This is a genomic window from Streptomyces sp. NPDC127190, assembly GCF_042672505.1.
In the GTDB taxonomy this organism is placed as follows: Bacteria; Actinomycetota; Actinomycetes; order Streptomycetales; family Streptomycetaceae; genus Streptomyces.
This window is the reverse complement of record NZ_JBHXVE010000002.1, coordinates 136,682-160,874: the sequence shown is the minus strand read 5'-3', so window position 1 is coordinate 160,874 and position 24,193 is coordinate 136,682. Positions and strand designations below refer to the sequence as shown.

Sequence of the window (24,193 nt, the reverse complement as noted above, 5' to 3'; positions counted from 1 at the left end):
GTACCCCCCCCCCCCCCCCCCCACCCACACCCCCCCCCCCAACACACCCACGGCCCTGCCTCCTACGACGGGCCGTTCGCCGCCGACGTGCGCCGCACGGTTCTCCACGGCTGCTCGGCAATCGGAGGGCGAAGGGATGCCCTCCTTCTTCGCCGAGCGGTTCGGCGGCCGACAGTCCTGGCGCGTCGGCCAATTCGTGAACGCGCCGGCGATCACCGACCCGAGCTACGGCGAGCACGCCCGTCAACCCCGAACCTGCCGGTGAGCCGTCGACGCACACTTCGGCGCCCGCGTCACGATCGCCGCGGCCGGCCGGGGCGCGGATCTGAACGGCCCGGCGGCCCAGCCCTACGCACCGCTCGCCACGACCGCCTTCGAGGGGATGACCCCGAAGGTCCTCGTCGTCATGGGCACGAAGGACTGGCACCCACCCAATCTTCTCCGACCGGCAGGACTGGGGAAGCGACGCCTACACGGCGTCTCCTGCGCCAAAGACCAGGTTGGACAATTTCGACGACGCGGAGCAAGGGCTGGGCCGCATCCCGGCCTTCGACGCTGCCGAGGCCACCGACGAACACCCCAACCGCGTCACCGCCGCACGAGCCTTCGTCCGGGCGCACGCGCCCAAGTTGTGCCCGCAGGAACCGGACTGGTACCGGGCCACCGCGGTCCGCGCATCAGCTCCCACTGCTCCCGGTCCCGCTTCGTGAAGCCGTCGGGCGTGACGTCGTGCCCTGGCGCCTTCAGTTCCAGGGAGCCGGTGATGCGCTCCCAGGGTGCCGCCCAAAGGGGAAGGCGCGTGGGACGCCATTCTCGCGCCGAGCGGACCCACTGCCCCATCTCGCGAAGGCATACGGATCCGTCCTTCGTGGCCCGGTCGGGCCGCGGTCTCGGTTCCGAGGTGCGTGCGACGAGGTAGCAGCACGCGCCGCCGCTGGCGAGGTGCAGTCGCCCCCCAAACCGGAGTCCTTGCCCCGCGCCAACGGCCCCGGTCTGCGGCCCAGGGCCGGAGAGGTCCGAGGTTGAGGCTTCCGATATTCGAGCGTCATCCGAGCGTCAAAAATTCTGCATTGCGCATCGCCACGTCGCCGCGAGACCCACGCCAGCCCTCGAACCTGCAGCTCAGAGCGTTCTGGACAAGCAAACCTCAGTCGACGCAGTCCGCGAGCGAAAACAGGTAGAGCTGGCCACCTGAAATGCAAAACGGCAGGTCAGAGGCCCTTCTCGGCAGGCTCAAGAATCGCCACGCACTCCACATGATGCGTCATCGGGAACAGATCGAACGCCCGCAGCATCCGCACCCGGTATCCGCCCTCGCGGAAGTAGGCCAGGTCGCGGGCGAGCGCAGCGGGGTCGCAGGCGACGTAGGCGATGCGGCGGGCGCCCAGGGAGGAGAGGTGGGCGACCGTGCTGCGGCCCGCTCCGGCGCGGGGCGGGTCCAGGACGATCAGGTCGACCTCCGTGATGCCCGTGCGCGGCAGGACCGACTCGACCTTGCCCTGCTCGATGCGGACCCGCGGGAAGTCGGCCAGGTTGTGCCGCGCGTCCTCCACCGCCCGCTTGCCGGACTCGATCCCGAGGACCGCGCCCTTCTCGCCGAGGCGGTCGGCGAGCGCGCCCGCGAAGAGGCCGACGCCGCAGTAGAGGTCGAGGGCGGTCTCGCCCTTGCGGGGCAGCAGCCCCTGCATGACCGCGGTCACCAGGGTGTCCGCGGCCTTCGGGTGGACCTGCCAGAAGCCGCCGGCGCCGACCCGGTGGGTACGGCCGTCCGCGCGCTCACGGACGAACGGGCGGCCGTGCACCCGGTGCACCCCGCCGGACTTCTCGTCCACCCGCAGCACCGAGACCGGCTTGTCCAGCTCGACCAGCGGGAGCCGGGCGCCGGGGCGCGGGGTGAGGATCACCTGGCGGTCCTGGGAACCGCTGGCGGCGATCGCCTCGACCGACTCCATGCCGGCCCAGTCCCGCTTCTCGATGCCCAGCTCGCTGACGCCCTCCGCGGCGATCATGCAGTGGTCGATGCGCTCGACCTCGTGCGAGCGGTGCCGGCGCAGGCCCGCGTGGCCCTCGGCGTCGACGGCGTACTGGACCCGGGTGCGCCACTGCGGCACCTGTCCGGCCGGCAGCTTGTCGCCCTCGGCCGGCATCACCGTGCCGTCCCAGCCCGCCTCCTCGGGGGTGAGGCCGGCGAGCCGGCGCAGCTGCTCGGCGATCACCTCGCCCTTCAGCCGGCGCTGGGCGCCCGGCTTGGCGTGCTGCCAGTCGCAGCCGCCGCAGCGGCCGGGACCGGCGAAGGGGCAGGGCGCCTCGACCCGGTCCTTGGACGCCTCCAGGATCCGCACGGCGTCCGCGCGCAGGAAACGGGCGCCCTGCTCGCCCTCGGTCACCCGGGCCACCACCCGCTCACCGGGCAGCGCGTGCCGGACGAACAGCACCTGGCCCTCGGACGTACGGGCGATGCAGTGGCCGCCGTGGGCGACGGGGCCGACCTCGACCTCGTACTCCTCGCCCACCAGAGACTTCGTCGGTTCTGCCTGCATGGCGGGGTGACTCCAGATCAAAGAAACGGGAAAGCGGACGCGGAAACGGGGACGGCCGCACACCGGTGGGCCGGACAACAGCCCACCAGTCTACGGCCTCCCCGCACCGTCACTCGCTCTTCGTCGCCGGCTCCTTCGGATGCTCCGTCGCCGGGCCGCGGCGGACCGCACCCGGGGCGCTCCACTCCTGCCGCTTGCGGGCGCGCATCTTGGCCGCCTCGGAGGAGGCCAGCTGGTAGGGCACGGAGGTGACCATCACGCCGGGGGTGAACAGCAGCCGGCCCTTCAGCCGCAGGGCGCTCTGGTTGTGCAGCAGATGCTCGTACCAGTGGCCGACCACGTACTCGGGGATGATCACCGACACCGCGTCGCGCGGGGACTCCGCGCGCAGGCTCTTGACGTACTCGATCACCGGGCGGGTGACCTCGCGGTACGGCGAGTCCAGGACCTTCAGCGGTACGTCGATGCCGCGCCGCTCCCACTCCTCGCGCAGCGCCTTGGTCTCGCCCGGGTCGACGCCGACGGTCAGCGCCTCCAGGGTGTCCGAGCGCATCAGCTTGGCGTAGGCCAGGGCACGCAGGGTGGGCCGGTGGATCTTGGAGATCAGGACCACCGAGTGGACCCGGGAGGGCCGCACGCTGTCGTCGCTCGGGCCCTCGGGGGCGGCGATCTCCTCGGCGACGCGGTCGTAGTGCTTCCGGATCGCGGTCATGGTCGCGTAGAAGATGCACATGCCGAGCAGGGCCACCCACGCGCCGTGCGTGAACTTGGTGACCAGGACGACGACGAGCACCAGGCCGGTGAAGAAGGCGCCGAACGCGTTGATCGCCCGGGAGCGCACCATGTGGCGGCGCGCCGCAGGGTCCTGCTCGGTCGCCAGGTGCCGGTTCCAGTGCCGGACCATGCCGGTCTGGCTGAGCGTGAAGGACACGAACACGCCGACGATGTACAGCTGGATCAGACGCGTGGAGTCGGCGCCGTAGATGACCGTCAGCAGCGCCGCGGCGCCGGCCAGCAGCACGATGCCGTTGGAGAAGGCGAGGCGGTCGCCGCGGGTGTGCAGCTGGCGCGGCAGGTAGCGGTCCTGGGCGAGGATCGAGCCGAGCAGCGGGAAGCCGTTGTACGCCGTGTTCGCGGCCAGGAACAGCACCAGGGCGGTGGCGGCCGCGAGGACGATGAACAGGAAGCTGCCCTTGCCGAAGACGGCCTCGGCGACCTGGGAGATCACCGGGTTCTGGACATAGCCCGAGCCGATCGGGTGACCGTTGTGGATCAGGTCGGTGGCCGGGTTCTCGGCCATCCGGACATTGGTCGACATGGCCAGGGCGATGATGCCGCAGAACATGGTGACGGCCAGCAGGCCCATCATGGCGAGCGTGGTCGCCGCGTTCTTCGACTTGGGCTTGCGGAAGGCCGGGACGCCGTTGGAGATCGCCTCGACACCGGTGAGCGCGGCACAGCCGGAGGAGAACGCGCGCAGCAGCAGGAAGACGAGGGCGAAGCCCGCCAGGCCCTGGTGCTCGGCCCTGATGTGGTAGTCGGCGGTGGGGGCGCGCATGGTGTCGCCGAGGACCAGCCCCCGGACGGCACCCCACGCGATCATGACGAAGACCCCGCCGACGAACACATACGTCGGGATGGCGAAGAGCTTGCCGGACTCCTTCACACCGCGCAGGTTCATCAGTGTGAGCAGCAGGATCACGACGACGGCGCACAGCACCTTGTGCTGGACGACGAAGGGGATCGCGGAGCCGAGGTTCTCGATGCCGGAGGCGATGGAGACGGCGACGGTCAGCACGTAGTCCACGAGCAGGGCGCTGGCGACGGTCAGACCGGCCTTGGGGCCCAGGTTGGTGGTGGCGACCTCGTAGTCACCGCCGCCGCTCGGGTAGGCGTGGACGTTCTGCCGGTAGGAGGCGACCACGGTGAACATCAGCACCACGACCGCGACGGCGATCCAGGGGCTGAAGTGGTACGCCGACACGCCCGCGATGGACAGGACCAGGAGGACCTCCCCCGGTGCGTAGGCCACGGAGGACAGCGGGTCGGAGGCGAAGACGGGGAGTGCGATGCGCTTCGGCAGGAGGGTTTCTCCCAGCCGGTCACTGCGCAGTGCGCGCCCGATCAGGATCCGTTTGGGCACGTCGGTCAGTTTGGACACGAGAGAGGATCGTAAGCCTTCGAACTGGCACCCGCCCACCCGGTGGGGGGAATCTGCCTCACGAGTGAATTCGAGGGTGCGCGGACCTGCGGATTCCGTGGTGATCGTGCCCGTCGTGCCTAGATGTCAAACCCGCACATCTTCGCACCTCGGAGGTGCCATGCCCGCGCCCGCAGAGCTGATCGGGGCCACTCTCGGCCTCGTCGGCCTCGGAATCCTCACCCTGTGCAGCGTGCGCAGCATCACGCGCCGCCGCCCTCCTCCAGCACCTGGACCGCGATAGGGGGTGCCCCTCCGGGACGGTGCGTGTGTAGCTTGGGCCGCGGTCTGAGAACCTGTTAAGGCCAAGTCAATAATCCTTCGAGAATCTCTTGACACCGGAAGGACGGTCGTGCACATCGTCATCATGGGCTGCGGGAGAGTGGGTTCCGCTCTCGCCCAGACCCTGGAGCAACAGGGCCATACGGTCGCCGTGATCGACCAGGACCCGACCGCCTTCCGCCGTCTGGGCCCGGGCTTCGGGGGCCGCCGTGTCACGGGTGTCGGCTTCGACCAGGACACCCTTCGCGAGGCGGGCATCGAGGAGGCCGACGCCTTCGCGGCCGTCTCCAGCGGTGACAACTCCAACATCATCTCCGCGCGCGTGGCCCGCGAGATGTTCGGTGTGGAGAACGTGGCCGCCCGCATCTACGACCCGCGGCGCGCCGAGGTCTACCAGCGGCTGGGCATCCCCACGGTGGCCACGGTCCGCTGGACCGCCGACCAGATGCTGCGCCGGCTGCTGCCCTCCGGGGCCGAGCCGCTGTGGCGCGACCCCACCGGCGGGGTGCAGCTCGCCGAGGTGCACGCCTCCGCGAAGTGGGTGGGCCACAAGATCAGCAAGTTGCAGGAGGAGACGGGCGTCCGCGTGGCGTTCCTGACCCGCCTCGGCGAAGCGGTCCTGCCGACCTCGCAGACGGTGTTGCAGGAGGGTGACCTCGTGCATGTGATGATGCGGTCGGACGACGTCGAGAAGGTCGAGGCGGCGTTCGCCCAGGGCCCGGAAGAGGAGAGCGGTCACTGATGAGGGTCGCCATTGCCGGAGCCGGTGCCGTCGGCCGCTCGATCGCGGGCGAGCTGCTGGAGAACGGCCACGAGGTCCTGCTGATCGACAAGGCCCCGACCGCCATCTCGGTGGAGCGGGTGCCGCAGGCGGAGTGGCTGCTGGCCGACGCCTGTGAGATCACCTCCCTGGACGAGGCGGCGCTCCAGCGCTGCAACGTCGTCATCGCCGCGACCGGCGACGACAAGGTCAACCTGGTCGTCTCGCTGCTCGCCAAGACCGAGTACGGCGTTCCGCGCGTCGTGGCCCGCGTGAACAACCCCAAGAACGAGTGGCTGTTCAACGAGTCCTGGGGCGTGGACGTCGCCGTCTCCACCCCGCGCCTGATGTCCGCCCTGGTCGAGGAAGCGGTCTCGGTCGGTGACCTGGTCCGTCTGCTCCGCTTCAGCCACGGCGACGCCAACCTGGTCGAGCTGACCCTGCCCGAGGAGTCGGCGCTGGCCGGCACACAGGTCGGCGCCGTCGAGTGGCCGGAGGACACCTCCCTGGTCACCATCATCCGCGGCACCCGGGTGCTCACCCCGTCCAAGGACGACTCCCTGGAACCGGGCGACGAACTGCTCTTCGTGGCCGCCCAGGCCCGCGAGGAGCAGCTGGAGCAGCTGCTGTCGGTACGGCGCGAGGAAGGCTGACACAGACACCGCCCGCTGTCCGTCTCCCGACCCGGTCGGTCCGGAGACGGACGGTCGGGGCTGGGTGACGGGGGCACGGGGACTACGGGGCGGGGCTGGAAGCCGAGAACCGACCACGGGAACCGATCCGGGACGTCCACGGAGCCGGGGTCCCCGGATGGCATCGCCGGCAGGCGGTCAGCCCTGGTGGCGGGCCTGTTCCGCGGCCTTCTCCTCCGCCTCCAGCTCCGCGAACACGTCGATCGGCGCAGGCGCCTTCGCCAGGAAGACCCAGGTCAGCCAGACGGCCAGCAGGAACGGCGGGATCTTCAGGGCGACCAGGACCCAGCCCAGCTTGGTGGTGTCGGACCACCAGTACAGCGGGAAGAGGATCGCGCACTTGGCGAGCAGGATCAGACCCCAGGCCCAGCTGGCCTTCGCATAGGCCTTCTTGCGGCCCGGGTTCCGGGTCCGCCAGGAGAGGTTCTCCTTGAAGACCGGGCCCAGGATGAGCCCGATCAGGGGCACCCCGGCGAGGGTCGTGACGATGTACGCGACCGCCAGCCCCAGCGTGTAGAGCATGCCGGGCAGATAGAAGTCCTTGGCGTTGCCGGTGAACATCGCGAACACCACGCCGAAGACCACGCCGAACACCCCGCTGAAGGCGTGCTTGACGGTGTCCTTCATCACCAGCCGGACCACGACCAGCACCAGGGACACCGCGAGCGCGGCGATCGCCGAGATGTGCAGGTCCTTGTTGACCGTGTAGATGGCGACGAAGAGCAGCCCCGGGACGACGGTCTCGACCATGCCCCGGACACCGCCGAACGCCTCGAAGAGCGCCGCTTCGGTGACCGCGCGGGCGTCGTCCGGCGGGGTCTGGTCGGTGTCCTGGGTCGGCTTGTCGAGGGACGTCACCGGCTACTCCCGTCCGAGGGGTCGCAGTTCGTACTTCGGGTTGAACAGCACCCGGCGGCCCCGGCTCATGGAGATCCGGCCCGATGCGATCAGCCGGCGCCCCGGTTCGATACCCACGATGGAGCGCCTGCCGAGCCACACCACGTCCAGCGCCGCGGAGCCGTCGAACAGCTCGGCCTCCAGGGCCGGGACTCCGGCGCGGGGACGCAGGGTGACCGTGCGCAAGGTACCAGTTACGATGACGATCTGCCGGTCCTGGCAGTCGCCGATCTTCGTACAGCCCGCCGTCTCGGCGTCCTCACGCAGCTCCTCGGACTCCAGGTCCTCCTGTGACGAGGAAAGCCGGTCGAGCATGCGCCGGATCCGGCCGGCCGGCTTGGCGGAACGAGGAACAGCACCCATACCTGAAGCGTACCGGGGCCCGCCGACACCGCCGTAGCCGAGCTCACTTCACCGCCGGGCTCATCTCTCGAACCGGTATCCCATCCCCGGCTCGGTGATGAAGTGCTTCGGGTGCGAGGGGTCCGCCTCCAGCTTGCGGCGCAGCTGGGCCATGTACACGCGCAGGTAGTTGGTCTCCGTCCCGTACGACGGCCCCCACACCTCCTGGAGCAGCTGCTTCTGGCCGACCAGGCGGCCGGTGTTGCGGACCAGCACCTCCAGCAGATGCCACTCGGTCGGGGTGAGCCGGACGTCCTTGCCGGCCCGGTTGACCTTCTTGGCGGCGAGGTCGACGGTGAACCCCTCGGTCTCCACGGTCGTCAGCTCGTCCTCGCCCGCCCCGACCGGCTCGGCCCGGCGCACCGCGGCCCGCAGCCGGGCCAGCAGCTCGTCCATGCCGAAGGGCTTGGTGACGTAGTCGTCGGCGCCCGCGTCCAGCGCCTCGACCTTCTCGTCGGAGGAGTGCCGGGCGGACAGCACGAGGATCGGTACCCGGGTCCAGCCGCGCAGCCCCCGGATCACCTCGACCCCGTCCATGTCGGGCAGGCCGAGGTCGAGCACGATCACGTCGGGGTGGCGGGAGGCGGCCAGTTCGAGGGCGGTACGGCCGTCGGGCGCGGCGTCGACCTCGTACTTGCGCGCCTTGAGGTTGATCACGAGGGCGCGCACGATCTGCGGCTCGTCGTCGACCACGAGCACCCGGGTCGTCATAGGGTCTGCCTTTCTGGTTCTGCGGTGTCCTCCGCTGCGTGGAGGGGGTCCGGGCCCGCTCCTGCGGCGCGCAGGCTGAGCACCATGGTGAGCCCGCCGCCCGGCGTGTCCTCGGCCTCGAGGGTGCCGCCCATGGCCTCGGCGAAGCCCCGGGCGACCGCGAGACCGAGCCCGACGCCGGCGCCGCGCGGGGCGTCGCCGTACCGCTGGAAGGGCGCGAAGATGCGGTCCTTGGCCTCGTCGGGGACGCCGGGCCCGCGGTCCACCACGCGCACCTCGACCCGGTCGGCCATGGCGCTCGCCGAGACCAGTACGGGCCGTCCGGGCGGGCTGTACTTGACGGCGTTCTCGACCAGGTTGGCCACCGACCGCTCCAGCAGTCCGGGGTCGGCCTCGATCATCGGCAGGGTCTCGGGCACGTCCAGTTCGACGCTGTCGTCGGGCACCCCGCCGAGCGCCATCGGCACGACCTCGTCGACGTCGGTCTCGCGGATCAGCGGGTTGACCGTCCCGGTCTGGAGCCGGGACATGTCCAGCAGGTTGCCGACGAGGTGGTCGAGCCGGTCGGCGCCCTCCTCGATGCCCTCCAGCAGCTCGGCCCGGTCCTCCTCGGACCACTCCACGTCGGCCGAGCGCAGACTCGACACGGCCGCCTTGATCCCGGCCAGGGGCGTGCGCAGGTCGTGGCTGACGGCGGCCAGCAGGGCGGTGCGGATGCGGTTGCCCTCGGCGAGGGCGCGGGCCTGGTCGGCCTCCTCCTTCAGCCGCCTGCGGTCCAGCGTGACGGCGGCCTGCGCGGCGAAGGCGGCGAGCACCCGGCGGTCCTCCGCGGGCAGCACCCGGCCGGTGAGCGCGAGGGCCAGGTGGTCACCGACGGGCACGTCGACGTCGGCCTGCTCGGGCCGGTCCAGCTGCGGCCCGAAGCCGGCCCGCGCGGCGCAGGTCCAGGGCTCCAGGTCGCCCGCGCGTTCCAGCAGGGCCGCCGACTCCATGCCGAAGGTCTCCCGGACCCGCTCCAGCAGCTCCTCCAGGCTGGTCTCGCCGCGCAGCACGTTGCCGGCGAGGAAGGAGAGGATCTCCGACTCGGCGCGCAGCCGGGCGGCCTGGTGGGTGCGCCGGGCCGCCAGGTCCACCACCGAGGCCACCGAGACGGCGACGCCGAAGAAGATCGCGATGGCGACGATGTTCTTGGGGTCGGCGATGGTCCACCGGTGCAGGGGCGGGGTGTAGAAGTAGTTCAGCAGCAGGGACCCGAAGGCCACCGAGGCCAGGGCGGGCAGCAGGCCGCCGATCAGGGCGGCGGCGACCGTCACGGCCAGGAACAGCAGCATGTCGTTGGCGAGGCCGAGGTCGGTCGCGCTCAGCAGCAGCGCGAGCACCGCCGGGCCGGCCAGCGCCGTCAGCCAGCCCGCGATGATCCGGGCCCGCCCGAGCCGGGCGCCCCGGGAGACGGGCAGTCCGCGGCCCTTGGCGACCTCTTCGTGGGTGACGATGTGCACGTCGAGGTCGGGCCCGGAGTCCCGGGCGACCGTGGTACCCACGCCCGGCCCGAAGACGTACTGCCAGCTCTTGCGGCGCGAGGAGCCGAGCACTATCTGGGTGGCGTTGACGCCCCGTGCGAAGTCCAGCAGCGCGGCCGGGATGTCGTCGCCGACCACCTGGTGGAACGTACCGCCCAGGTCCTCCACCAGGGTCCGCTGGACGGCCAGCTCCTTCGGGGAGGCCGAGGTCAGCCCGTCGCTGCGCGAGATGTACACCGCCAGCACCTCGCCGCCGGCGCCCTTCTCGGCCAGCCGCGCGGCACGCCGGATGAGCGTACGGCCCTCCGGCCCGCCGGTGAGCCCCACGACGATCCGCTCCCGCGACCCCCAGATCGTGGAGACCCGGTGCTCGCTGCGGTACTGGTTCAGGTACTCGTCGACCCGGTCGGCCACCCACAGCAGCGCCAGCTCGCGCAGCGCGGTGAGATTGCCCGGCCGGAAGTAGTTGGACAGCGCCGCGTCGACCTTGTCCGGCTGGTAGATGTTGCCGTGCGCCATCCGGCGGCGCAGCGCCTGCGGGGACATGTCGACCAGCTCGATCTGGTCGGCCCGGCGCACGACCTCGTCCGGCACCGTCTCCTGCTGCCGCACCCCGGTGATGGACTCCACCACATCACCGAGTGACTCCAGGTGCTGGATGTTGACCGTCGAGACCACATCGATCCCGGCCGCCAGCAGCTCCTCGACGTCCTGCCAGCGCTTGGCGTTCCGGGAGCCGGGGACGTTGGTGTGGGCCAGCTCGTCCACGAGCGCGACCGCGGGGGCCCGGCGCAGTACGGCGTCGACGTCCATCTCGGTGAAGACGCCGCCCCGGTACTCGATCTCCCTGCGCGGCACCTGCTCCAGGCCGTGCAGCAGCGCCTCGGTCCGCGCCCGGCCGTGGTGCTCGACGAAGGCGACGACGCAGTCGGTCCCCCGCTCCACCCTCCGATGCGCCTCGGACACCATGGCGTACGTCTTGCCCACGCCCGGTGCGGCACCGAGATAGATCCGAAGCTTGCCGCGCGCCATGCTCTTATTGTCTTCCCGTCACTCTTGCCCACGCAGCGTCGACCTTACGGCCAACGATGCGGACACAAGGGACGAGCGCCTGCCCAAGGGCACACTTTGACGCAACCCTGACGGCCGCGGGCCCCGCGGCTGGGGGCCGTGTCGCACGAACGGGCCGCGCCCGAGGAGGGGCACGGCCCGTGAACCCGTCCGCTAACGGACTTCCGTGATCTCGGGGCCCCGCTGCAACTGCCCCATGCCGCCCGAGAAGCGCGAGGACTCCTCCTGCTGGACCCCCTCGGGGACCATCTGCGCGTCGTTCGGCAGCTTGAGGACGATCGGGTCGCGAGGCGCCATCGGCCCCTCGCCACGGACCACGACGGTGTCCCGGAAGATCTGCTCCAGCAGCCCGGCGGCCTGCGGCTGCACGGCTCCCTGCCCGGAGATCACACCGCGCAGGAACCACCGCGGACCGTCCACGCCGACGAACCGCACGACCTGGAAGCCACCCGTGCCGTCCGGCAGCTGCACCGGCACCTGTGCCCGCAGCTCCCAGCCCAGCGGGCCCTCGACCTCGTCGACGATGCCACCCTGCTGGGTGATGCCGGACGCGATCTCCTCGCGGACCTCGCCCCAGATGCCCTCCCGCTTGGGCGCGGCGAAGGCCTGGAGCTGGATCGCGCTGTCCCTCAGGACGACGGTCGCGGCGACGATCGCGTCACCGGCGACCTCGACCCGCAGCTCCATGCCGTCGACGCCGGGTACGAACAGACCGCCGAGGTCCACGCGGCCCTCGGCCGGGTCGCGCACCTCCTCGCTGTCCCAGGGGCCGTCGGGCCGGGGCCCGGGTTCCAGCCGGACGCGCTCGCGCTCGGCCTCCTCTTCGTCCGCCTCGGTGTCGACGTTGTCGACGACCTGCTCGGCCTCGCCGGCCGCGTCCTCGGCGGCACCCTTCTTCTTGCGACGTCCGAACACGTCACTGTCCTTCCCGGTCGGATACGACCGAAGCGTATCGATTCCCACCCGTCGGGCCGCCCATGGCGGCCTGACCGTTTGTGCCGCTCTCGCCGCCCACCGCGGCGTGGCCGCCGGTGGACCCGAAGCCCCCCTCGGCCCGCGCCGAGCCGGGAAGCTCCGCGACCTCCTGGAAGCGGACCCTCTCGACCTGCTGGACGACCAGTTGGGCAATCCGGTCGAAGCGCTCGAACCGCACGGACTCGCGCGGGTCGAGATTCACCACGATCACCTTGATCTCCCCACGGTACCCGGCATCAACCGTCCCCGGGGCATTCACGAGGGCGACACCGCAGCGGGCTGCCAGGCCGGAACGGGGGTGCACGAAGGCCGCGTACCCCTCGGGGAGCGCGATCGACACACCGGTGGGCAGCACGGCCCGCTCGCCGGGCGCCAGCTCGCACGCCTCGGTGGTGCGCAGATCCGCTCCGGCGTCCCCCGGGTGCTCATAGGCCGGAAGCGGTACGTCCGGATCGACGCGCCGGATCAGCACGTCCAGGGGGTCACGGCTCACGGGTTCACCTCGAAGGCTCGGGCGCGCCGGATCTGGTCCGGGTCGTTCATGGCGGCCTGGATCTCCTCCGTGCGGCCGTGGTCGATGAAGTGGTCGACCTTGACCTCGATGAAGAGGGCGTCGGCGCGGACGGCGACCGGTCCGTCGGGGCCGCCGAGCCGGCCGGTCGCGGTGGAGTAGATCTTCCGCCCGGCGACGGCGGTGATCTCGGCCTCCAGGTGGAGCGTGGTGCCGACGGGCACGGGCCGGACGAAGTCCGTCTCCAGCCGTCCCGTCACGGCGATGGTGCGCAGCAGCCAGTTCAGCGAGCCGAGGGTCTCGTCGAGGGCGGTGGCCAGCACCCCGCCGTGCGCGAGGCCGGGGGCGCCCTGGTGGGCGGGCTGGACGGTGAACTCGGCGGTCAGCGAGACACCCTCGCCGGCCCGCGCCTCGAGGTGCAGGCCGTGCGACTGTCCGGGGCCGCATCCGAAACAGTGTTCGTAGTGGGCACCGAGGAGTTCGCCGGGCGCGGGCGCGTCGGGGTGCCGCACCGGTGTCACGGCGTCGGCGGGAGGCTGAAGGCTTGCGGAACTACCACTCACAGCCGCAGACCTTACCCGCGCATCGGCCCGGTCCGGATGCCGTGCCAAGCTTGGCTTCATGCAGCTCTCCGCCACCCCTTACGAAGAACGCCTCACCGCCCCCCGCTCGTGGTGGCTGATCAGCTTTCTCGTGGGTGTCTCGTTCGCCCTGATCCTGCTCCCCTTCGGCACTCTGCCGATGCTCGGCGGTCTGGTCGGCGGTACGGCCGTGGCGGCGGTGGTCGCCAGCTCGTACGGCTCGATGCGGATCCGGGTGGTGGGTGACGCGCTGATCGCGGGCGAGGCGAAGATCCCGGTGTCGGCGCTGGGCGAGTCCCACGTCATGGACGCGGAGGAGGCCCGGGCCTGGCGCACGTACAAGGCCGACACCCGCGCCTTCCTGCTGCTGCGCGCCTACATCCCGACGGCCCTGCGCGTGGAGGTCACGGACCCGCAGGACCCGACGCCGTACCTGTACCTGTCGACGCGTGAGCCGGAGCGGCTGGCGGCGGCGATCGAGAGCGCGAAGAAGGCGCAGGTCTAGCGCCCGTCCAGCGCCCGCCGGAGCCTCGGGAGCCTTCAGAGCTCGCCGGGCAGGTCGCGCAGCTCGAGCGGGTTCTCGGGCTTCTCCAGCGCCGGCAGCTCCCCCAGCCGGTCCCACGGCACCTGGTGTCTGCGCAGGTCGGCGCGGATGCGCGCGGCGAGTCTTCGGGTGTCCCGGCGGTTCATGACCGCGCCGACCGCGGCTCCCACCAGGAACGGCGCCAGGTTGGGCAGATCGCGCAGGGCGCGCTTCATGATCTGCTGGCGCAGTTCGCGTTTCATCCGGCCGCCGAGGGCGGCGTCGTAGGTCGAGGGCTTCAGCACCTCGATGCCGCGCTCCCCCGACCAGGAGGACAGATACGCGGCGCTGCGGGCCTTGAGGTTTCCGGGCGGACGCAGGCCGTAGACCTCGTGCAGTTCGGCGATGAGCTTCAGCTCGATCGCCGCGACCCCGGTGATCTCGGCGGCCAGCTCGGTCGGCATGGCCGGCGGTACCGGCAGCATCGCCGCCGCTCCGATGCCCGCGCCGATCGTGGAGGTCCCGGCCGCCGCGCCCGCCACCAGCTTGTCGGCCAGCTCTTCGGGCCCGAGGCCCGGGAACTGCCGGCGCAGGGTCGCGAGGTCGCGTACGGGCACACGCGGGGCGATGTCGATGATCCGGTCGGCGACATGAGCGATCCCCACGAGGGCGCGCCTGCGGCCCCTGAGGGCCCCTTCCCGGGCCATCGTCAGGGCTTTGCCACGCAGGACCGCCACCCGTCGCTGGGCGGCGGGCGCGGTCTGCTGTTCCGGCTCCGGCGGCTGGTCCCGGTCGGCCGCCGGTCCGAGCGAGGCTCCCGTACCGAATGAGCCCCGCTCGTCGTCACGCGTACCGTGCGGGCCGTGCACCCGCCGTTGGTCCGCTCCCCGCCGGGGGAAGCGGCGCTTCCGATGAGGGGTCGAGCCAGTCATGGCCGACCCGTCCTCAGTCGCAGTCGCGGCAGATCGGCTGGCCGTTCTTCTCGCGGGCGAGCTGGCTGCGGTGGTGTACCAGGAAGCAGCTCATGCAGGTGAACTCGTCCTGCTGCTTCGGCAGCACACGGACTGCCAGTTCCTCGTTCGAAAGATCGGCGCCGGGCAGCTCGAGGCCTTCGGCGGCCTCGAACTCGTCGACGTCCACCGACGAGGTGGACTTGTCGTTCCTCCGGGCCTTCAGCTCTTCAAGGCTGTCCGAGTCGACGTCGTCGTCGGTCTTGCGTGGAGTGTCGTAATCGGTTGCCATATCGCTCTCCCCCTCTGGGTGTCTGCGGTGTCTCCAGCGCACGTAACGCGTGAGAGGCCGGACTTGTGCCCGACCTGAGGCGGAGATTTTGCCTCACATCAAGGGCTGTTACTCAATCGACACCCAACCCGACCCCTCAAGAGTGATCGGCTTGGATGGCGCTGTGGACCGTACACGGTTCGAATGCCGCACCTCAAAGGCGCCTCACCGTGTACTTCCCGTGATCAAGAGCCCTGAAAACCAGGACTTTCCCGGCTTTCCGGCTTGTGTCATGATCACGGACAGTACATGGCTGGAAATCCGCCTATGTGATCGATCACACAAAGTGAAGCCCATTCGGCCCCCGGAAAATTCCGCGTGAAGCGAACATCCTTCGCGTGTGTCGGTCGTAGATCACAACGGCAGGGTGACGCGCATCACCAGACCGCCGCCCTCCCGTGGCTGCGCCACGATGTGGCCGCCGTGCGCGCGGGCCACCGAGCGGACGATGGACAGGCCGAGACCGACGCCCTTGTCGCTGCCCGTGCGCTCCGTACGCAGCCGTCTGAAGGGCTCGAAGAGGTTGTCGATCTCGTACGCCGGCACCACCGGGCCGGTGTTCGACACCGTCAGCACCGCCTGCCCGTGCCGCACCTCGGTACTCACCTCGACCCATCCGTCCTCCGGCACGTTGTACCGCACGGCGTTCTGCACCAGGTTCAGGGCGATCCGCTCCAGCAGGACGCCGTTGCCCTGGACCACGGCGGCCTTGCGCTCGCCGCGCACGCTGACGCCCTTGGCCTCGGCCTCGGCGTGCACCTGGTCGATGGCCTGCGAGGCGACCTCGGCCAGGTCGACCGGCCCCCGCTCGACGATCTGGTTGTCGCTGCGGGCGAGCAGCAGCAACCCCTCGACCAGCTGTTCGCTGCGCTCATTGGTGGCCAGCAGCGTCTTGCCGAGCTGCTGGAGCTCCACCGGCGCGTTCGGGTCCGAGAGGTGCACCTCCAGCAGCGTGCGGTTGATCGCCAGCGGGGTGCGCAGCTCGTGCGAGGCGTTGCCGACGAAGCGCTGCTGGGCCGTGAAGGCCCGCTGGAGGCGCTCCAGCATGTCGTCGAAGGTGTCCGCCAGCTCCTTCAGCTCGTCGTCCGGGCCGTCCAGCTCGATCCGGCGGGACAGGTCGGAGCCGGCCACCTGGCGGGCGGTGCGGGTGATCCGGCCGAGCGGGGACAGCACCCGGCCGGCCATCGCGTAGCCGAACGCGAAGGCGATCACCGCGAGGCCCAGCAGGGCCAGCAGCGAGCGGCTGAGCAGGTTGTCCAGGGCGGCCTGGCGCTGTTGGTCCACGCAGTGGGCGATCGCGTCGTTGAAGTCCGACAGCGGGAGGCTGGTGGTGTTGATCGCGGGGCAGCTGTCGCTGGAGACCTTCAGCTCCTGGAAGCTGACGATCTTGAAAAGTGGCTGGTTGCCGGTGCTGATCGCCTGCGCGGCCAGCAGATAGATGATCGACAGCAGCAGGATGCCGGCGATCAGGAACATGCCGCCGTACAGCAGCGTGAGCCGTATGCGGATGGTGGGGCGCAGCCAGGGGAAGGGCGGCTGCGGGCGCCTGGGGTCCCAGGTGGGCTTCGGGGGCGCCTGCGGCGGCGCGGGTGTCGTGGCCACGGCGGATCAGATCCGGTAGCCGGAGCCGGGGACGGTGACGATGACGGGCGGCTCGCCCAGCTTGCGGCGCAGGGTCATGACCGTGACGCGCACCACGTTGGTGAACGGGTCGGTGTTCTCGTCCCAGGCCTTCTCCAGCAGCTGCTCGGCCGACACCACGGCGCCCTCGCTGCGCATCAGCACCTCCAGGACCGCGAACTCCTTGGGCGCCAGCTGGACCTCCTTGCCGTCGCGGAAGACCTCGCGGCGGTTGGGGTCGAGCTTGATGCCGGCGCGCTCCAGGACCGGCGGCAGGGGCACGCTGGTCCGGCGGCCGAGGGCGCGCACGCGCGCGATCAGCTCGCTGAACGCGAACGGCTTGGGCAGGTAGTCGTCGGCGCCGATCTCCAGGCCCTCGACGCGGTCGCTGACGTCTCCGGAGGCGGTGAGCATGAGCACGCGCGTGGGCATGCCCAGTTCGACGATCTTGCGGCAGACGTCGTCGCCGTGCACCAGCGGGAGGTCGCGGTCGAGGACGACCACGTCGTAGTCGTTGACGCCGATGCGCTCCAGGGCGGCCGCACCGTCGTACACGACGTCGACGGCCATGGCCTCCCGGCGCAGTCCGGTGGCCACCGCATCGGCGAGCAGCTGCTCGTCCTCGACGACGAGTACGCGCACGTCGCTTTCCTTCCTGATGTCCACCCGCGTAGCGCGCCGTGGGCGGGTGCGGGCAGGGGTGTTCGTGGGATGTGACCTCCATCCTGCCCTTTTCGGCCGTAAGTCGGCTGTAAGGCGGTGGGTGGGCCGCAGGATCGGCGTTCCGGGGCGGGAATCCCGGACTTTCTCCGCCGGTTGAGGTTTCCGGGGAGTGAAGCGGGGGGAGGACGGCTTTACACCCCGCGATCACGCTCTGCATGTGCCGTAACACCATGCGGTACCTTGATCCGCTTCGCAGCGTGGGCGCGGGTGTCCGGCACCGTCGCCGCCCAGCAGGGCAGCGCTGGGCACCCTCGTCAGACGTGATCGCCGCTTCCCATACGGCACACCCCCGTGCCACCGACCCACGACCCAGGACGAGGGGGCGCAGCATGGACGCTTTCACCGCAGGACTTCTGCAGCGCATAAAGGCGACCGAGTCCGACCTGTCGCGGGCTCGTGACGAGGGCGACGACTTCCTCGCCGAGGTGGAGCAGGCCGAGCTCGACGACCTGCGCCGCCTCGCCGCCGAACACGGTGTGGAGGTCGGCGCGTCACGCGTCTGATCGGCCCGGCAGCGCATGAGGGGCCCCCGGCGAATCCAGCGCCGGGGGCCCTTCGCATGCTCGGACGCGCTCGGCCGGGCCCTTCGCATGCCCGGCCGGGCCCGGTCGGGCCCTTGGCGTACTCAGTCGTGCCAGGCGCCGAAGTCCTCCAGCAGCCGCTGGAGGGGCTCGAAGACACCCGGCGACCCGGCGACGGTCAGCTCGCGCGAAAGCCGCTCTCCGGGCCGTCCACCGGTCTGCGCGCCCGCCTCCCGCGCGATCAGGTCCCCCGCCGCGTAGTCCCACGCGTTGAGGCCCCGCTCGTAGTACGCGTCCAGCCGGCCGCAGGCCACGTCGCACAGGTCGATCGCCGCCGAGCCGCCGCGCCGGATGTCCCGCACCAGCGGGATCAGCCGGGCGGCCACCTCGGCCTGGTGGGCGCGGACCTCGGTGACGTAGCCGAAGCCGGTGGAGACCAGCGCCTGGTCCAGCGGGGGCGCGGGACGGCAGGCGAGGGTCCGCTCGCCCTCCCAGGCGCCCGTGGCCCACGCACCGCCGCCGCGCACCGCCTGGTACGTCTCACCGCGCATCGGGGCCGCCACGACCCCGGCGACGGTCTCGCCGTCCACCTCGGCGGCGACGGACACCGCCCAGGTCGGCAGGCCGTAGAGGTAGTTCACGGTGCCGTCGAGCGGGTCGATCACCCAGCGGACGCCGCTCGTGCCCGGGGCGGAGGCGCCCTCCTCGCCGAGGAAGCCGTCGTCGGGGCGGCGGCCGGAGATCAGATCGGTGATCAGCTTCTCCGCCGCGATGTCCATCTCGGTGACGACATCGATCGGGCTGGACTTGGTCCTGGCGACCTCCAGGCCGGCCGGGCGGCCGTCGCGCAGCAGCTCGCCGGCGCGGCGGGCGGCCTCCTGGGCCAGTTCCAGCAGTTCCCGGTGCAGGGCGTCGGTCACGGGTCTCCTCACGCGTAGGGGCTGTCGGCACCGGCGGCGGCCGGGCGCGGGGCGCGGGCCGGGCAGCAGCCGACCGGGCACAGGTCGTGGCTCGCGCCCAGCGCGCCCAGGGCGCAGGGGGTGACGTGCTGGCCGCGCTCCACGGCGGCGCGCTCCGCGATCAGTTCGCGGACGGCGGCGGCGAACCGGGGGTCGGCGCCCACGGTGGCCGAGCGGCGCACCGGCAGGCCCAGTTCCTCGGCCTTGGCCGTGGCCTCGGTGTCGAGGTCGTAGAGGACCTCCATGTGGTCGGAGACGAAGCCGATGGGGGCCATGACGACGGCTGGGACGCCCGCGGCGTGCCGCTCCTCGAGGTGGTCGCAGATGTCGGGCTCCAGCCACGGGATGTGCGGGGCGCCGGAGCGGGACTGGTAGACGAGCCTCCAGGGGTGGTCGACGCCGGTGCGCTCGCGGACGGCGTCGGCGATCAGCTGGGCCACCTCCAGGTGCTGCTCGACGTAGGCGCCGCCCTCGCCGTGCGCCTCGACCGGGCCGGAGGTGTCGGCCGCGGAGGTCGGGATGGAGTGGGTGGTGAAGGCGATGTGGGCGCCGTCGCGGACGTCCGCGGGGAGGTCCTCCAGGGAGCGCAGCACACCGTCGATCATGGGCTCGACGAAGCCGGGGTGGTTGAAGTAGTGCCGCAGCTTGTCGATCTTCGGCAGCTCCAGCCCCTCGGCCTCGAGGGCGGCCAGCGCGTCCGCGAGGTTCTCGCGGTACTGCCGGCAGCCCGAGTAGGAGGCGTAGGCGCTGGTGGCGAGCACCAGGATGCGGCGGCGGCCGTCGGCGACCATCTCGCGCAGGGTGTCCGTCAGGTACGGCGCCCAGTTGCGGTTGCCCCAGTAGACGGGAAGGTCCAGGCCGTGCTCGGCGAAGTCCTTGCGCAGGGCGTCCAGCAGGGCGCGGTTCTGGGCGTTGATCGGGCTGACTCCGCCGAACAGGAAGTAGTGCTGCCCGACTTCCTTCAGGCGTTCCTTCGGGATGCCACGCCCGCGCGTGACGTTCTCCAGGAAGGGGACGACGTCGTCCGGGCCTTCGGGGCCGCCGAAGGAGAGCAGGAGCAGGGCGTCGTAGGGCGTGACATCGAGCGCGTCTGGCATGTGTCGATCCTGCCACCCGGTGCCGACAGCCGGGAAACAGCCGGATGAAGAGTCGGACTACAGCGGGTTTATGACGCTTTTTCCCCTCGCTTTCGAGGGTGCACTTAGGTTTACCTAACTCGTAAGCTGTATCCGCCGCATTCGCGCCTTACCGAGCCGCTTCGGAGACCACGTGCCCAGCCCTTACCGCGCCCTGTTCGCCGCCCCCGGCACCAAGGCCTTCTCCGCCGCCGGGTTCCTCGGCCGGATGCCGCTGTCGATGACCGGCATCGGCGTGGTCACGATGGTCTCCCAGCTCACCGGCCGGTACGGCCTCACGGGCGCGCTGTCGGCCACCATCGCGCTGTCCGCCGCGGCGATCGGCCCGCAGATCTCCCGGCTGGTCGACCGGCACGGTCAGCGCCGGGTGCTGCGCCCGGCGACCCTGGTGGCCCTCGCGGCGGCGGCCGGGCTGCTGCTCGCCGCCCATCTGAGGTGGCCGGACTGGGTGCTGTTCGTCTGCGCGGCGGGGATCGGCTCGGTGCCGAGCCTGGGCGCGATGATCCGGGCCCGCTGGGCGGCGCTGTACCGGGGCACGCCCCAACTGCACACCGCGTACTCGCTGGAGTCGGTCGTCGACGAGGTCTGCTTCATCTTCGGCCCGATCATCTCCATCGGGCTGTCCACGGCCTGGTTCCCGGAGGCCGGCCCGCTGCTGGCCGCCTGCTTCCTGGCCGTCGGCGTCTTCTGGCTGACCGCCCAGCGCGCCACCGAGCCCGAGCCGCACCCGCGCGAGCACCACGGCGGCGGTACGGCCCTGCGCTCGGCCGGGCTCCAGGTGCTGGTGGCGACCTTCGTGGCGACCGGCGCGATCTTCGGGTCCGTGGACGTCGTCACCGTCGCCTTCGCCGACGACCGCGGCCACAAGGGCGCCGCGAGCGTGGTGCTCGCGCTGTACGCGGCCGGCTCCTGTGCGGCCGGGGTGGTCTTCGGGCTGCTGCGGTTCGCCGGGGCACCGGAACGCCGCTGGCTGCTGGGCGTGGCGGCGATGGCCGTGAGTATGATCCCCCTCCTACTGGTCGGAAACCTGCCGCTTCTGGCCGTGGCGCTGTTCGTTGCGGGGCTGTCCATCGCGCCGACGATGATCACGACGATGTCCCTCATCGAAGAGCACGTACCTCGTGCCCGGCTCACCGAGGGCATGACCTGGGTGAGCACCGGTCTCGCGGTCGGTGTCGCGCTCGGCTCCTCCGTGGCCGGCTCGGTCATCGACGCCGCCGGGGCACGCGCGGGGTACGGGGTTCCGGTGGTCTCCGGGGCCGCCGCGGTCGCGGTCGGTTTCCTCGGGTACCGCCGGCTGCGCAGGCCGGCGGCGGGGCGGGGAGGCACCGTTGAGCAGCACAGCGAACGGGAAGATCGGCACCTGGCGTAACTGGGGCGGCAATGTCACCGCCCGCCCCGCCCGGCAGGTCGCTCCGGCCTCCGTGGCGGACCTGGCGGCGGCCGTGCGCCGGGCCCGGGAGGACGGCCTGAAGGTGAAGGCCGTGGGGACCGGCCATTCCTTCACCTCGATCGCGGCCACGGACGGAGTGTTGATCCGCCCTCAACTGTTGACCGGAATACGCACCATCGACCGTGCGTCCATGACGGTCACGGTCGAGGCGGGTACTCCGCTCAAGAGACTCAATGCGGCCCTGGCGCGCGAGGGGCTGTCGCTCACCAACATGGGCGACATCATGGAGCAGACCGTCGCCGGGGCGACCAGCACCGGCACGCACGGCACGGGCCGCGAGTCCGGCTCCATCGCCGCCCAGATCAAAGGGCTGGAACTCGTCACCGCGGACGGCTCGGTGCTCACCTGCTCCGAGAAGGAGAACCCCGAGGTCTTCGCCGCCGCCCGAACAGGCCTCGGCGCGCTCGGCATCGTCACGGCGATCACCTTCGCCGTGGAGCCGATCTTCCTGCTCACCGCGCGCGAGGAACCGATGCCCTTCGACCGGGTGCTCGCCGAGTTCGATCAACTCTGGGCCGAGAACGAGCACTTCGAGTTCTACTGGTTCCCGCACACCGCCAACACCAACACCAAGCGCAACAACCGCAGCGCGGGCCCCGAACAGCCCGTGGGCCGGCTGGCCGGCTGGTTCGAGGACGAGTTCCTCTCCAACGGCGTCTTCCAGGTGGCCCAGTGGGTCGGCCGCGCCGCCCCCGCCACGGTCCCGGCCATCGCGCAGATCTCCAGCAGGGCGCTGTCCGCGCGGACGTACACGGACATCCCGTACAAGGTCTTCACCTCACCGCGCCGGGTGCGCTTCGTGGAGATGGAGTACGCCGTCCCGCGCGCGGCCCTGGCTGACGCGCTGCGCGAATTGAAGGCCATGGTCGACCGCTCGGGGCCGCGGGTCAGCTTCCCGGTCGAGGTGCGCACCGCGCCGGCCGACGACATCACCCTGTCCACCGCCTCCGGCCGGGACAGCGCCTACATCGCCGTCCACATGTTCCGGGGCACGCCGTACCAGGCGTACTTCACCGCCGCGGAGCGCATCTTCACCGCGTACGAGGGGCGTCCGCACTGGGGCAAGCTGCACACCCGGGACGCGGAGTACTTCGCCCGGGTGTATCCGCGTTTCGAGGAGTTCACGGCGTTGCGGGACCGCCTCGACCCTGACCGGCTGTTCCAGAACGACTATCTGCGGAGGGTGCTGGGCCGGTAGACGGTGCCCTCGGTGAACTCCCCGGGAGCGGACGGAACTTGCCTGCCATTCGTTCCGTTTCCGGGGATTGCGTGAAGTTCGCCACGTTCATGATCCGCAAAACCGCTTGCGCCGGGCCGAGTTGCAACCCTTGCCAGAAGTTGGGCGGCGCGCCAATCCACGCACGTGGTCCGAATGGAGTACTGTTGCGAGCCCTGGGTCCGGTCTCCCACCAGGGTGTCCGCGGCCTCGCAAGGACCGCCGGGAGGGGGCTAGTTGCACACGGTGACGGAGTTGGTCACTGAGCGTTGCGAACAGGTAACCGTGCCATAACGGCGACTCAGGGCCCGCGCCCGACACGCCGGGCAACTCGGCAAGGTTGTGGCAGGCTGCACCCGGGCAGGCCACACTCGACTAGCGGAAGCAGCGACGCACGTGACGTCGGCAGGCACCACCCGGGAGGTCCCCATGCCCGAACTGCGTGTCGTGGCCGTCTCGAATGACGGCACACGACTGGTGCTGAAGGCTGCCGACTCTACGGAATACACGCTTCCGATCGACGAACGGCTCCGCGCCGCCGTGCGCGGCGACCGGCCCCGCCTCGGCCAGATCGAGATCGAGGTCGAGAGCCATCTCCGGCCCCGTGACATCCAGGCGCGGATACGCGCGGGTGCCACCGCCGAGGAGGTCGCCCAGCTGGCCGGCATCCCCGTCGACCGGGTACGGCGCTTCGAGGGACCCGTGCTGGCCGAGCGCGCCTTCATGGCCGAGCGCGCCCGCAAGACCCCGGTCCGCCGCCCCGGCGAGAACTCCGGGCCGCCGCTCGGCGAGGCCGTGCAGGAGCGGCTGCTGCTGCGCGGCGCCGAGAAGGACACCGTGCAGTGGGACTCCTGGCGCCGCGACGACGGCACCTGGGAGGTGCTCCTCGTCTACCGGGTCGCGGGCGAACCGCACTCGGCGAGCTGGACGTACGACCCGCCCCGGCGGCTCGTCCAGGCCGTGGACGACGAGGCGCGCTCGCTGATCGGCGAGTCCGACGACCTCGCCGTGCCGGAGCCCAGCTTCCCGTTCGTCCCGCGCATCGCCCGGCTGCCGCGCGAGCGGTCGATGGACCGGGCGCTCGACCGGAGCGACCGGGAGCGGCCCGCGCTGTCCGCGCAGCCGTCCGAGCCCGACGAGGAGAGCACGGGCGAACGCGACTCGCTGACCAGCCTGCTGGAGGCCGTGCCCAGCTTCCGGGGCGACCTGGTGGTGCCGGAACGCCCCGCGGAGGACCCCGAGGAGCCCACCGACGAACCGGTGGAGGAGGAGCCTCCGGCGCCCGCCGCCTCGGCCGGCTCGGCCTACGCGGACGTCCTCATGCCCCGCTCGGTCGGCAGCCACCGGGACCGGCTCATCGGGGCCACCGACCGCCAGGCCGAGGCCGACGGCGTCCGCCCCGGGCGCCGCGCCGCCGTCCCGAGCTGGGACGAGATCGTCTTCGGCACCCGCCGCAAGAAACAGGAGTAGCCGGTCGTACGGACGCGCGAAGAGCCGTACGGACGAACGCGGAAGCGGGGGGGCGGGCGGGGGGCCCCCCCGCGCCCCCGGGGACCGCGGGGGGGGCGCCCCCCCCGGGGCGTGTAAAACAAAGGCCCGAGCCGCCCCAGGGCCAGGGT

At 71.3% G+C, this 24,193-nt stretch carries 23 protein-coding genes; 8 read left to right on the top strand and 15 right to left on the bottom strand.

What is annotated here, in order from left to right; all coding sequences use genetic code 11:
- The first annotated feature begins 500 nt into the window (after nucleotides 1–500).
- On the top strand, nucleotides 501–710 hold the full coding sequence (locus ACFVIU_RS04060; RefSeq protein ID WP_385840473.1) for a hypothetical protein: 210 nt from the start codon (nucleotides 501–503) through the stop codon (nucleotides 708–710).
- 501 nt (nucleotides 711–1,211) lie between these two features.
- Here ACFVIU_RS04060 and ACFVIU_RS04055 read toward each other — a convergent pair.
- Both ACFVIU_RS04055 and ACFVIU_RS04050 read right to left on the bottom strand, forming a co-directional pair.
- Nucleotides 1,212–2,540, bottom strand: coding sequence for a class I SAM-dependent RNA methyltransferase (locus ACFVIU_RS04055; protein ID WP_385840472.1), 1,329 nt, complete (start codon nucleotides 2,538–2,540; stop codon nucleotides 1,212–1,214).
- Nucleotides 2,541–2,649: 109 nt separating this feature from the next.
- On the bottom strand, nucleotides 2,650–4,701 hold the full coding sequence (locus ACFVIU_RS04050; protein WP_385840471.1) for an APC family permease: 2,052 nt from the start codon (nucleotides 4,699–4,701) through the stop codon (nucleotides 2,650–2,652).
- 391 nt (nucleotides 4,702–5,092) lie between these two features.
- On the opposite strand from ACFVIU_RS04050, the gene ACFVIU_RS04045 reads away from it, so the two are divergent.
- Nucleotides 5,093–5,764, top strand: coding sequence for an NAD-binding protein (locus ACFVIU_RS04045; RefSeq protein ID WP_385840470.1), 672 nt, complete (start codon nucleotides 5,093–5,095; stop codon nucleotides 5,762–5,764).
- Nucleotides 5,764–6,435 carry a potassium channel family protein gene (locus tag ACFVIU_RS04040; protein ID WP_385840469.1) on the top strand — a complete coding sequence of 224 codons (672 nt, stop codon included), beginning with the start codon at nucleotides 5,764–5,766 and terminating at the stop codon, nucleotides 6,433–6,435. The genes ACFVIU_RS04045 and ACFVIU_RS04040 overlap by 1 nt, the downstream gene beginning before the upstream one ends.
- 177 nt (nucleotides 6,436–6,612) lie before the next feature.
- Here ACFVIU_RS04040 and ACFVIU_RS04035 read toward each other — a convergent pair whose 3' ends face one another.
- The 7 genes from ACFVIU_RS04035 to ACFVIU_RS04005 form a co-directional block, all read right to left on the bottom strand.
- The gene (locus tag ACFVIU_RS04035; RefSeq protein WP_385840468.1) at nucleotides 6,613–7,332 is read right to left on the bottom strand and encodes a DUF3159 domain-containing protein; all 720 of its coding nucleotides are present in this window, start codon (nucleotides 7,330–7,332) and stop codon (nucleotides 6,613–6,615) included.
- Between the two features lie 3 nt (nucleotides 7,333–7,335).
- On the bottom strand, nucleotides 7,336–7,734 hold the full coding sequence (locus ACFVIU_RS04030) for an OB-fold nucleic acid binding domain-containing protein (RefSeq protein ID WP_385840467.1): 399 nt from the start codon (nucleotides 7,732–7,734) through the stop codon (nucleotides 7,336–7,338).
- A gap of 60 nt (nucleotides 7,735–7,794) precedes the next feature.
- Nucleotides 7,795–8,484 carry a response regulator gene (locus ACFVIU_RS04025; RefSeq protein WP_385840466.1) on the bottom strand — a complete coding sequence of 230 codons (690 nt, stop codon included), beginning with the start codon at nucleotides 8,482–8,484 and terminating at the stop codon, nucleotides 7,795–7,797.
- A complete protein-coding gene (locus ACFVIU_RS04020; RefSeq protein WP_385840465.1) occupies nucleotides 8,481–11,036 on the bottom strand; it encodes an ATP-binding protein in 2,556 nt (851 codons plus the stop codon). The genes ACFVIU_RS04025 and ACFVIU_RS04020 overlap by 4 nt, the downstream gene beginning before the upstream one ends.
- Nucleotides 11,037–11,228: 192 nt before the next feature.
- Nucleotides 11,229–11,990 carry a DUF3710 domain-containing protein gene (locus ACFVIU_RS04015; RefSeq protein ID WP_385840464.1) on the bottom strand — a complete coding sequence of 254 codons (762 nt, stop codon included), beginning with the start codon at nucleotides 11,988–11,990 and terminating at the stop codon, nucleotides 11,229–11,231.
- Nucleotide 11,991: 1 nt separating this feature from the next.
- Nucleotides 11,992–12,543: a dUTP diphosphatase gene (dut, locus tag ACFVIU_RS04010; RefSeq protein ID WP_385840463.1), complete on the bottom strand. Its 552-nt coding sequence runs from the start codon at nucleotides 12,541–12,543 to the stop codon at nucleotides 11,992–11,994.
- A complete protein-coding gene (locus tag ACFVIU_RS04005; RefSeq protein ID WP_385840462.1) occupies nucleotides 12,540–13,124 on the bottom strand; it encodes a PaaI family thioesterase in 585 nt (194 codons plus the stop codon). Before ACFVIU_RS04005 ends, dut begins: the two co-directional genes overlap by 4 nt.
- A gap of 58 nt (nucleotides 13,125–13,182) precedes the next feature.
- Here ACFVIU_RS04005 and ACFVIU_RS04000 point away from each other — a divergent pair, with 58 nt between their 5' ends.
- Complete coding sequence (locus tag ACFVIU_RS04000) at nucleotides 13,183–13,647, top strand: DUF3093 domain-containing protein (RefSeq protein ID WP_385840461.1); 465 nt, start codon at nucleotides 13,183–13,185, stop codon at nucleotides 13,645–13,647.
- Between the two features lie 35 nt (nucleotides 13,648–13,682).
- Here ACFVIU_RS04000 and ACFVIU_RS03995 read toward each other — a convergent pair whose 3' ends face one another.
- The 4 genes from ACFVIU_RS03995 to ACFVIU_RS03980 all read right to left on the bottom strand — a co-directional run bounded on the left by ACFVIU_RS03995 (nucleotide 13,683) and on the right by ACFVIU_RS03980 (nucleotide 17,208).
- On the bottom strand, nucleotides 13,683–14,597 hold the full coding sequence (locus ACFVIU_RS03995) for a hypothetical protein (protein ID WP_385840460.1): 915 nt from the start codon (nucleotides 14,595–14,597) through the stop codon (nucleotides 13,683–13,685).
- A 13-nt stretch (nucleotides 14,598–14,610) separates the two neighbouring features.
- Nucleotides 14,611–14,907: a DUF4193 domain-containing protein gene (locus tag ACFVIU_RS03990; RefSeq protein WP_003997302.1), complete on the bottom strand. Its 297-nt coding sequence runs from the start codon at nucleotides 14,905–14,907 to the stop codon at nucleotides 14,611–14,613.
- A 393-nt stretch (nucleotides 14,908–15,300) separates the two neighbouring features.
- Entirely contained in the window at nucleotides 15,301–16,548 is a 1,248-nt protein-coding gene (locus tag ACFVIU_RS03985; RefSeq protein WP_385840459.1) for a sensor histidine kinase, read from the bottom strand.
- Between the two features lie 6 nt (nucleotides 16,549–16,554).
- Nucleotides 16,555–17,208 carry a response regulator transcription factor gene (locus tag ACFVIU_RS03980; RefSeq protein WP_003993508.1) on the bottom strand — a complete coding sequence of 218 codons (654 nt, stop codon included), beginning with the start codon at nucleotides 17,206–17,208 and terminating at the stop codon, nucleotides 16,555–16,557.
- Between the two features lie 410 nt (nucleotides 17,209–17,618).
- On the opposite strand from ACFVIU_RS03980, the gene ACFVIU_RS03975 reads away from it, so the two are divergent.
- Complete coding sequence (locus tag ACFVIU_RS03975) at nucleotides 17,619–17,792, top strand: hypothetical protein (RefSeq protein ID WP_173456694.1); 174 nt, start codon at nucleotides 17,619–17,621, stop codon at nucleotides 17,790–17,792.
- Nucleotides 17,793–17,914: 122 nt separating this feature from the next.
- Here the strand turns inward: ACFVIU_RS03975 and ACFVIU_RS03970 are convergent, their stop codons facing one another.
- Both ACFVIU_RS03970 and ACFVIU_RS03965 read right to left on the bottom strand, forming a co-directional pair.
- A complete protein-coding gene (locus ACFVIU_RS03970; RefSeq protein ID WP_385840458.1) occupies nucleotides 17,915–18,730 on the bottom strand; it encodes an inositol monophosphatase family protein in 816 nt (271 codons plus the stop codon).
- 8 nt (nucleotides 18,731–18,738) lie between these two features.
- The gene (locus ACFVIU_RS03965; protein WP_385840457.1) at nucleotides 18,739–19,866 is read right to left on the bottom strand and encodes a ferrochelatase; all 1,128 of its coding nucleotides are present in this window, start codon (nucleotides 19,864–19,866) and stop codon (nucleotides 18,739–18,741) included.
- A gap of 172 nt (nucleotides 19,867–20,038) precedes the next feature.
- Between ACFVIU_RS03965 and ACFVIU_RS03960 the strand changes: the two genes are divergently transcribed.
- From ACFVIU_RS03960 to sepH, 3 genes are all read left to right on the top strand, one after another.
- Entirely contained in the window at nucleotides 20,039–21,277 is a 1,239-nt protein-coding gene (locus tag ACFVIU_RS03960) for an MFS transporter (protein WP_385840456.1), read from the top strand.
- Entirely contained in the window at nucleotides 21,237–22,556 is a 1,320-nt protein-coding gene (locus ACFVIU_RS03955) for a D-arabinono-1,4-lactone oxidase (protein WP_385840455.1), read from the top strand. Before ACFVIU_RS03960 ends, ACFVIU_RS03955 begins: the two co-directional genes overlap by 41 nt.
- A 447-nt stretch (nucleotides 22,557–23,003) precedes the next feature.
- On the top strand, nucleotides 23,004–24,044 hold the full coding sequence (gene sepH, locus ACFVIU_RS03950; protein ID WP_385840454.1) for a septation protein SepH: 1,041 nt from the start codon (nucleotides 23,004–23,006) through the stop codon (nucleotides 24,042–24,044).
- Nucleotides 24,045–24,193: the final 149 nt, after the last annotated feature.

Bases quoted from the DNA above. Each gene is read 5' to 3' on its own strand.
- ACFVIU_RS04055 (WP_385840472.1), bottom strand. From the start codon at position 2,540: ATGCAGGCAGAACCGACGAAGTCTCTGGTGGGCGAGGAGTACGAGGTC.
- ACFVIU_RS04040 (WP_385840469.1), top strand. From the start codon at position 5,764: ATGAGGGTCGCCATTGCCGGAGCCGGTGCCGTCGGCCGCTCGATCGCG.
- ACFVIU_RS04030 (WP_385840467.1), bottom strand. From the start codon at position 7,734: ATGGGTGCTGTTCCTCGTTCCGCCAAGCCGGCCGGCCGGATCCGGCGC.
- ACFVIU_RS04025 (WP_385840466.1), bottom strand. From the start codon at position 8,484: ATGACGACCCGGGTGCTCGTGGTCGACGACGAGCCGCAGATCGTGCGC.
- ACFVIU_RS04020 (WP_385840465.1), bottom strand. From the start codon at position 11,036: ATGGCGCGCGGCAAGCTTCGGATCTATCTCGGTGCCGCACCGGGCGTG.
- ACFVIU_RS04000 (WP_385840461.1), top strand. From the start codon at position 13,183: ATGCAGCTCTCCGCCACCCCTTACGAAGAACGCCTCACCGCCCCCCGC.
- ACFVIU_RS03995 (WP_385840460.1), bottom strand. From the start codon at position 14,597: ATGACTGGCTCGACCCCTCATCGGAAGCGCCGCTTCCCCCGGCGGGGA.
- ACFVIU_RS03990 (WP_003997302.1), bottom strand. From the start codon at position 14,907: ATGGCAACCGATTACGACACTCCACGCAAGACCGACGACGACGTCGAC.
- ACFVIU_RS03975 (WP_173456694.1), top strand. From the start codon at position 17,619: ATGGACGCTTTCACCGCAGGACTTCTGCAGCGCATAAAGGCGACCGAG.
- ACFVIU_RS03965 (WP_385840457.1), bottom strand. From the start codon at position 19,866: ATGCCAGACGCGCTCGATGTCACGCCCTACGACGCCCTGCTCCTGCTC.
- sepH (WP_385840454.1), top strand. From the start codon at position 23,004: ATGCCCGAACTGCGTGTCGTGGCCGTCTCGAATGACGGCACACGACTG.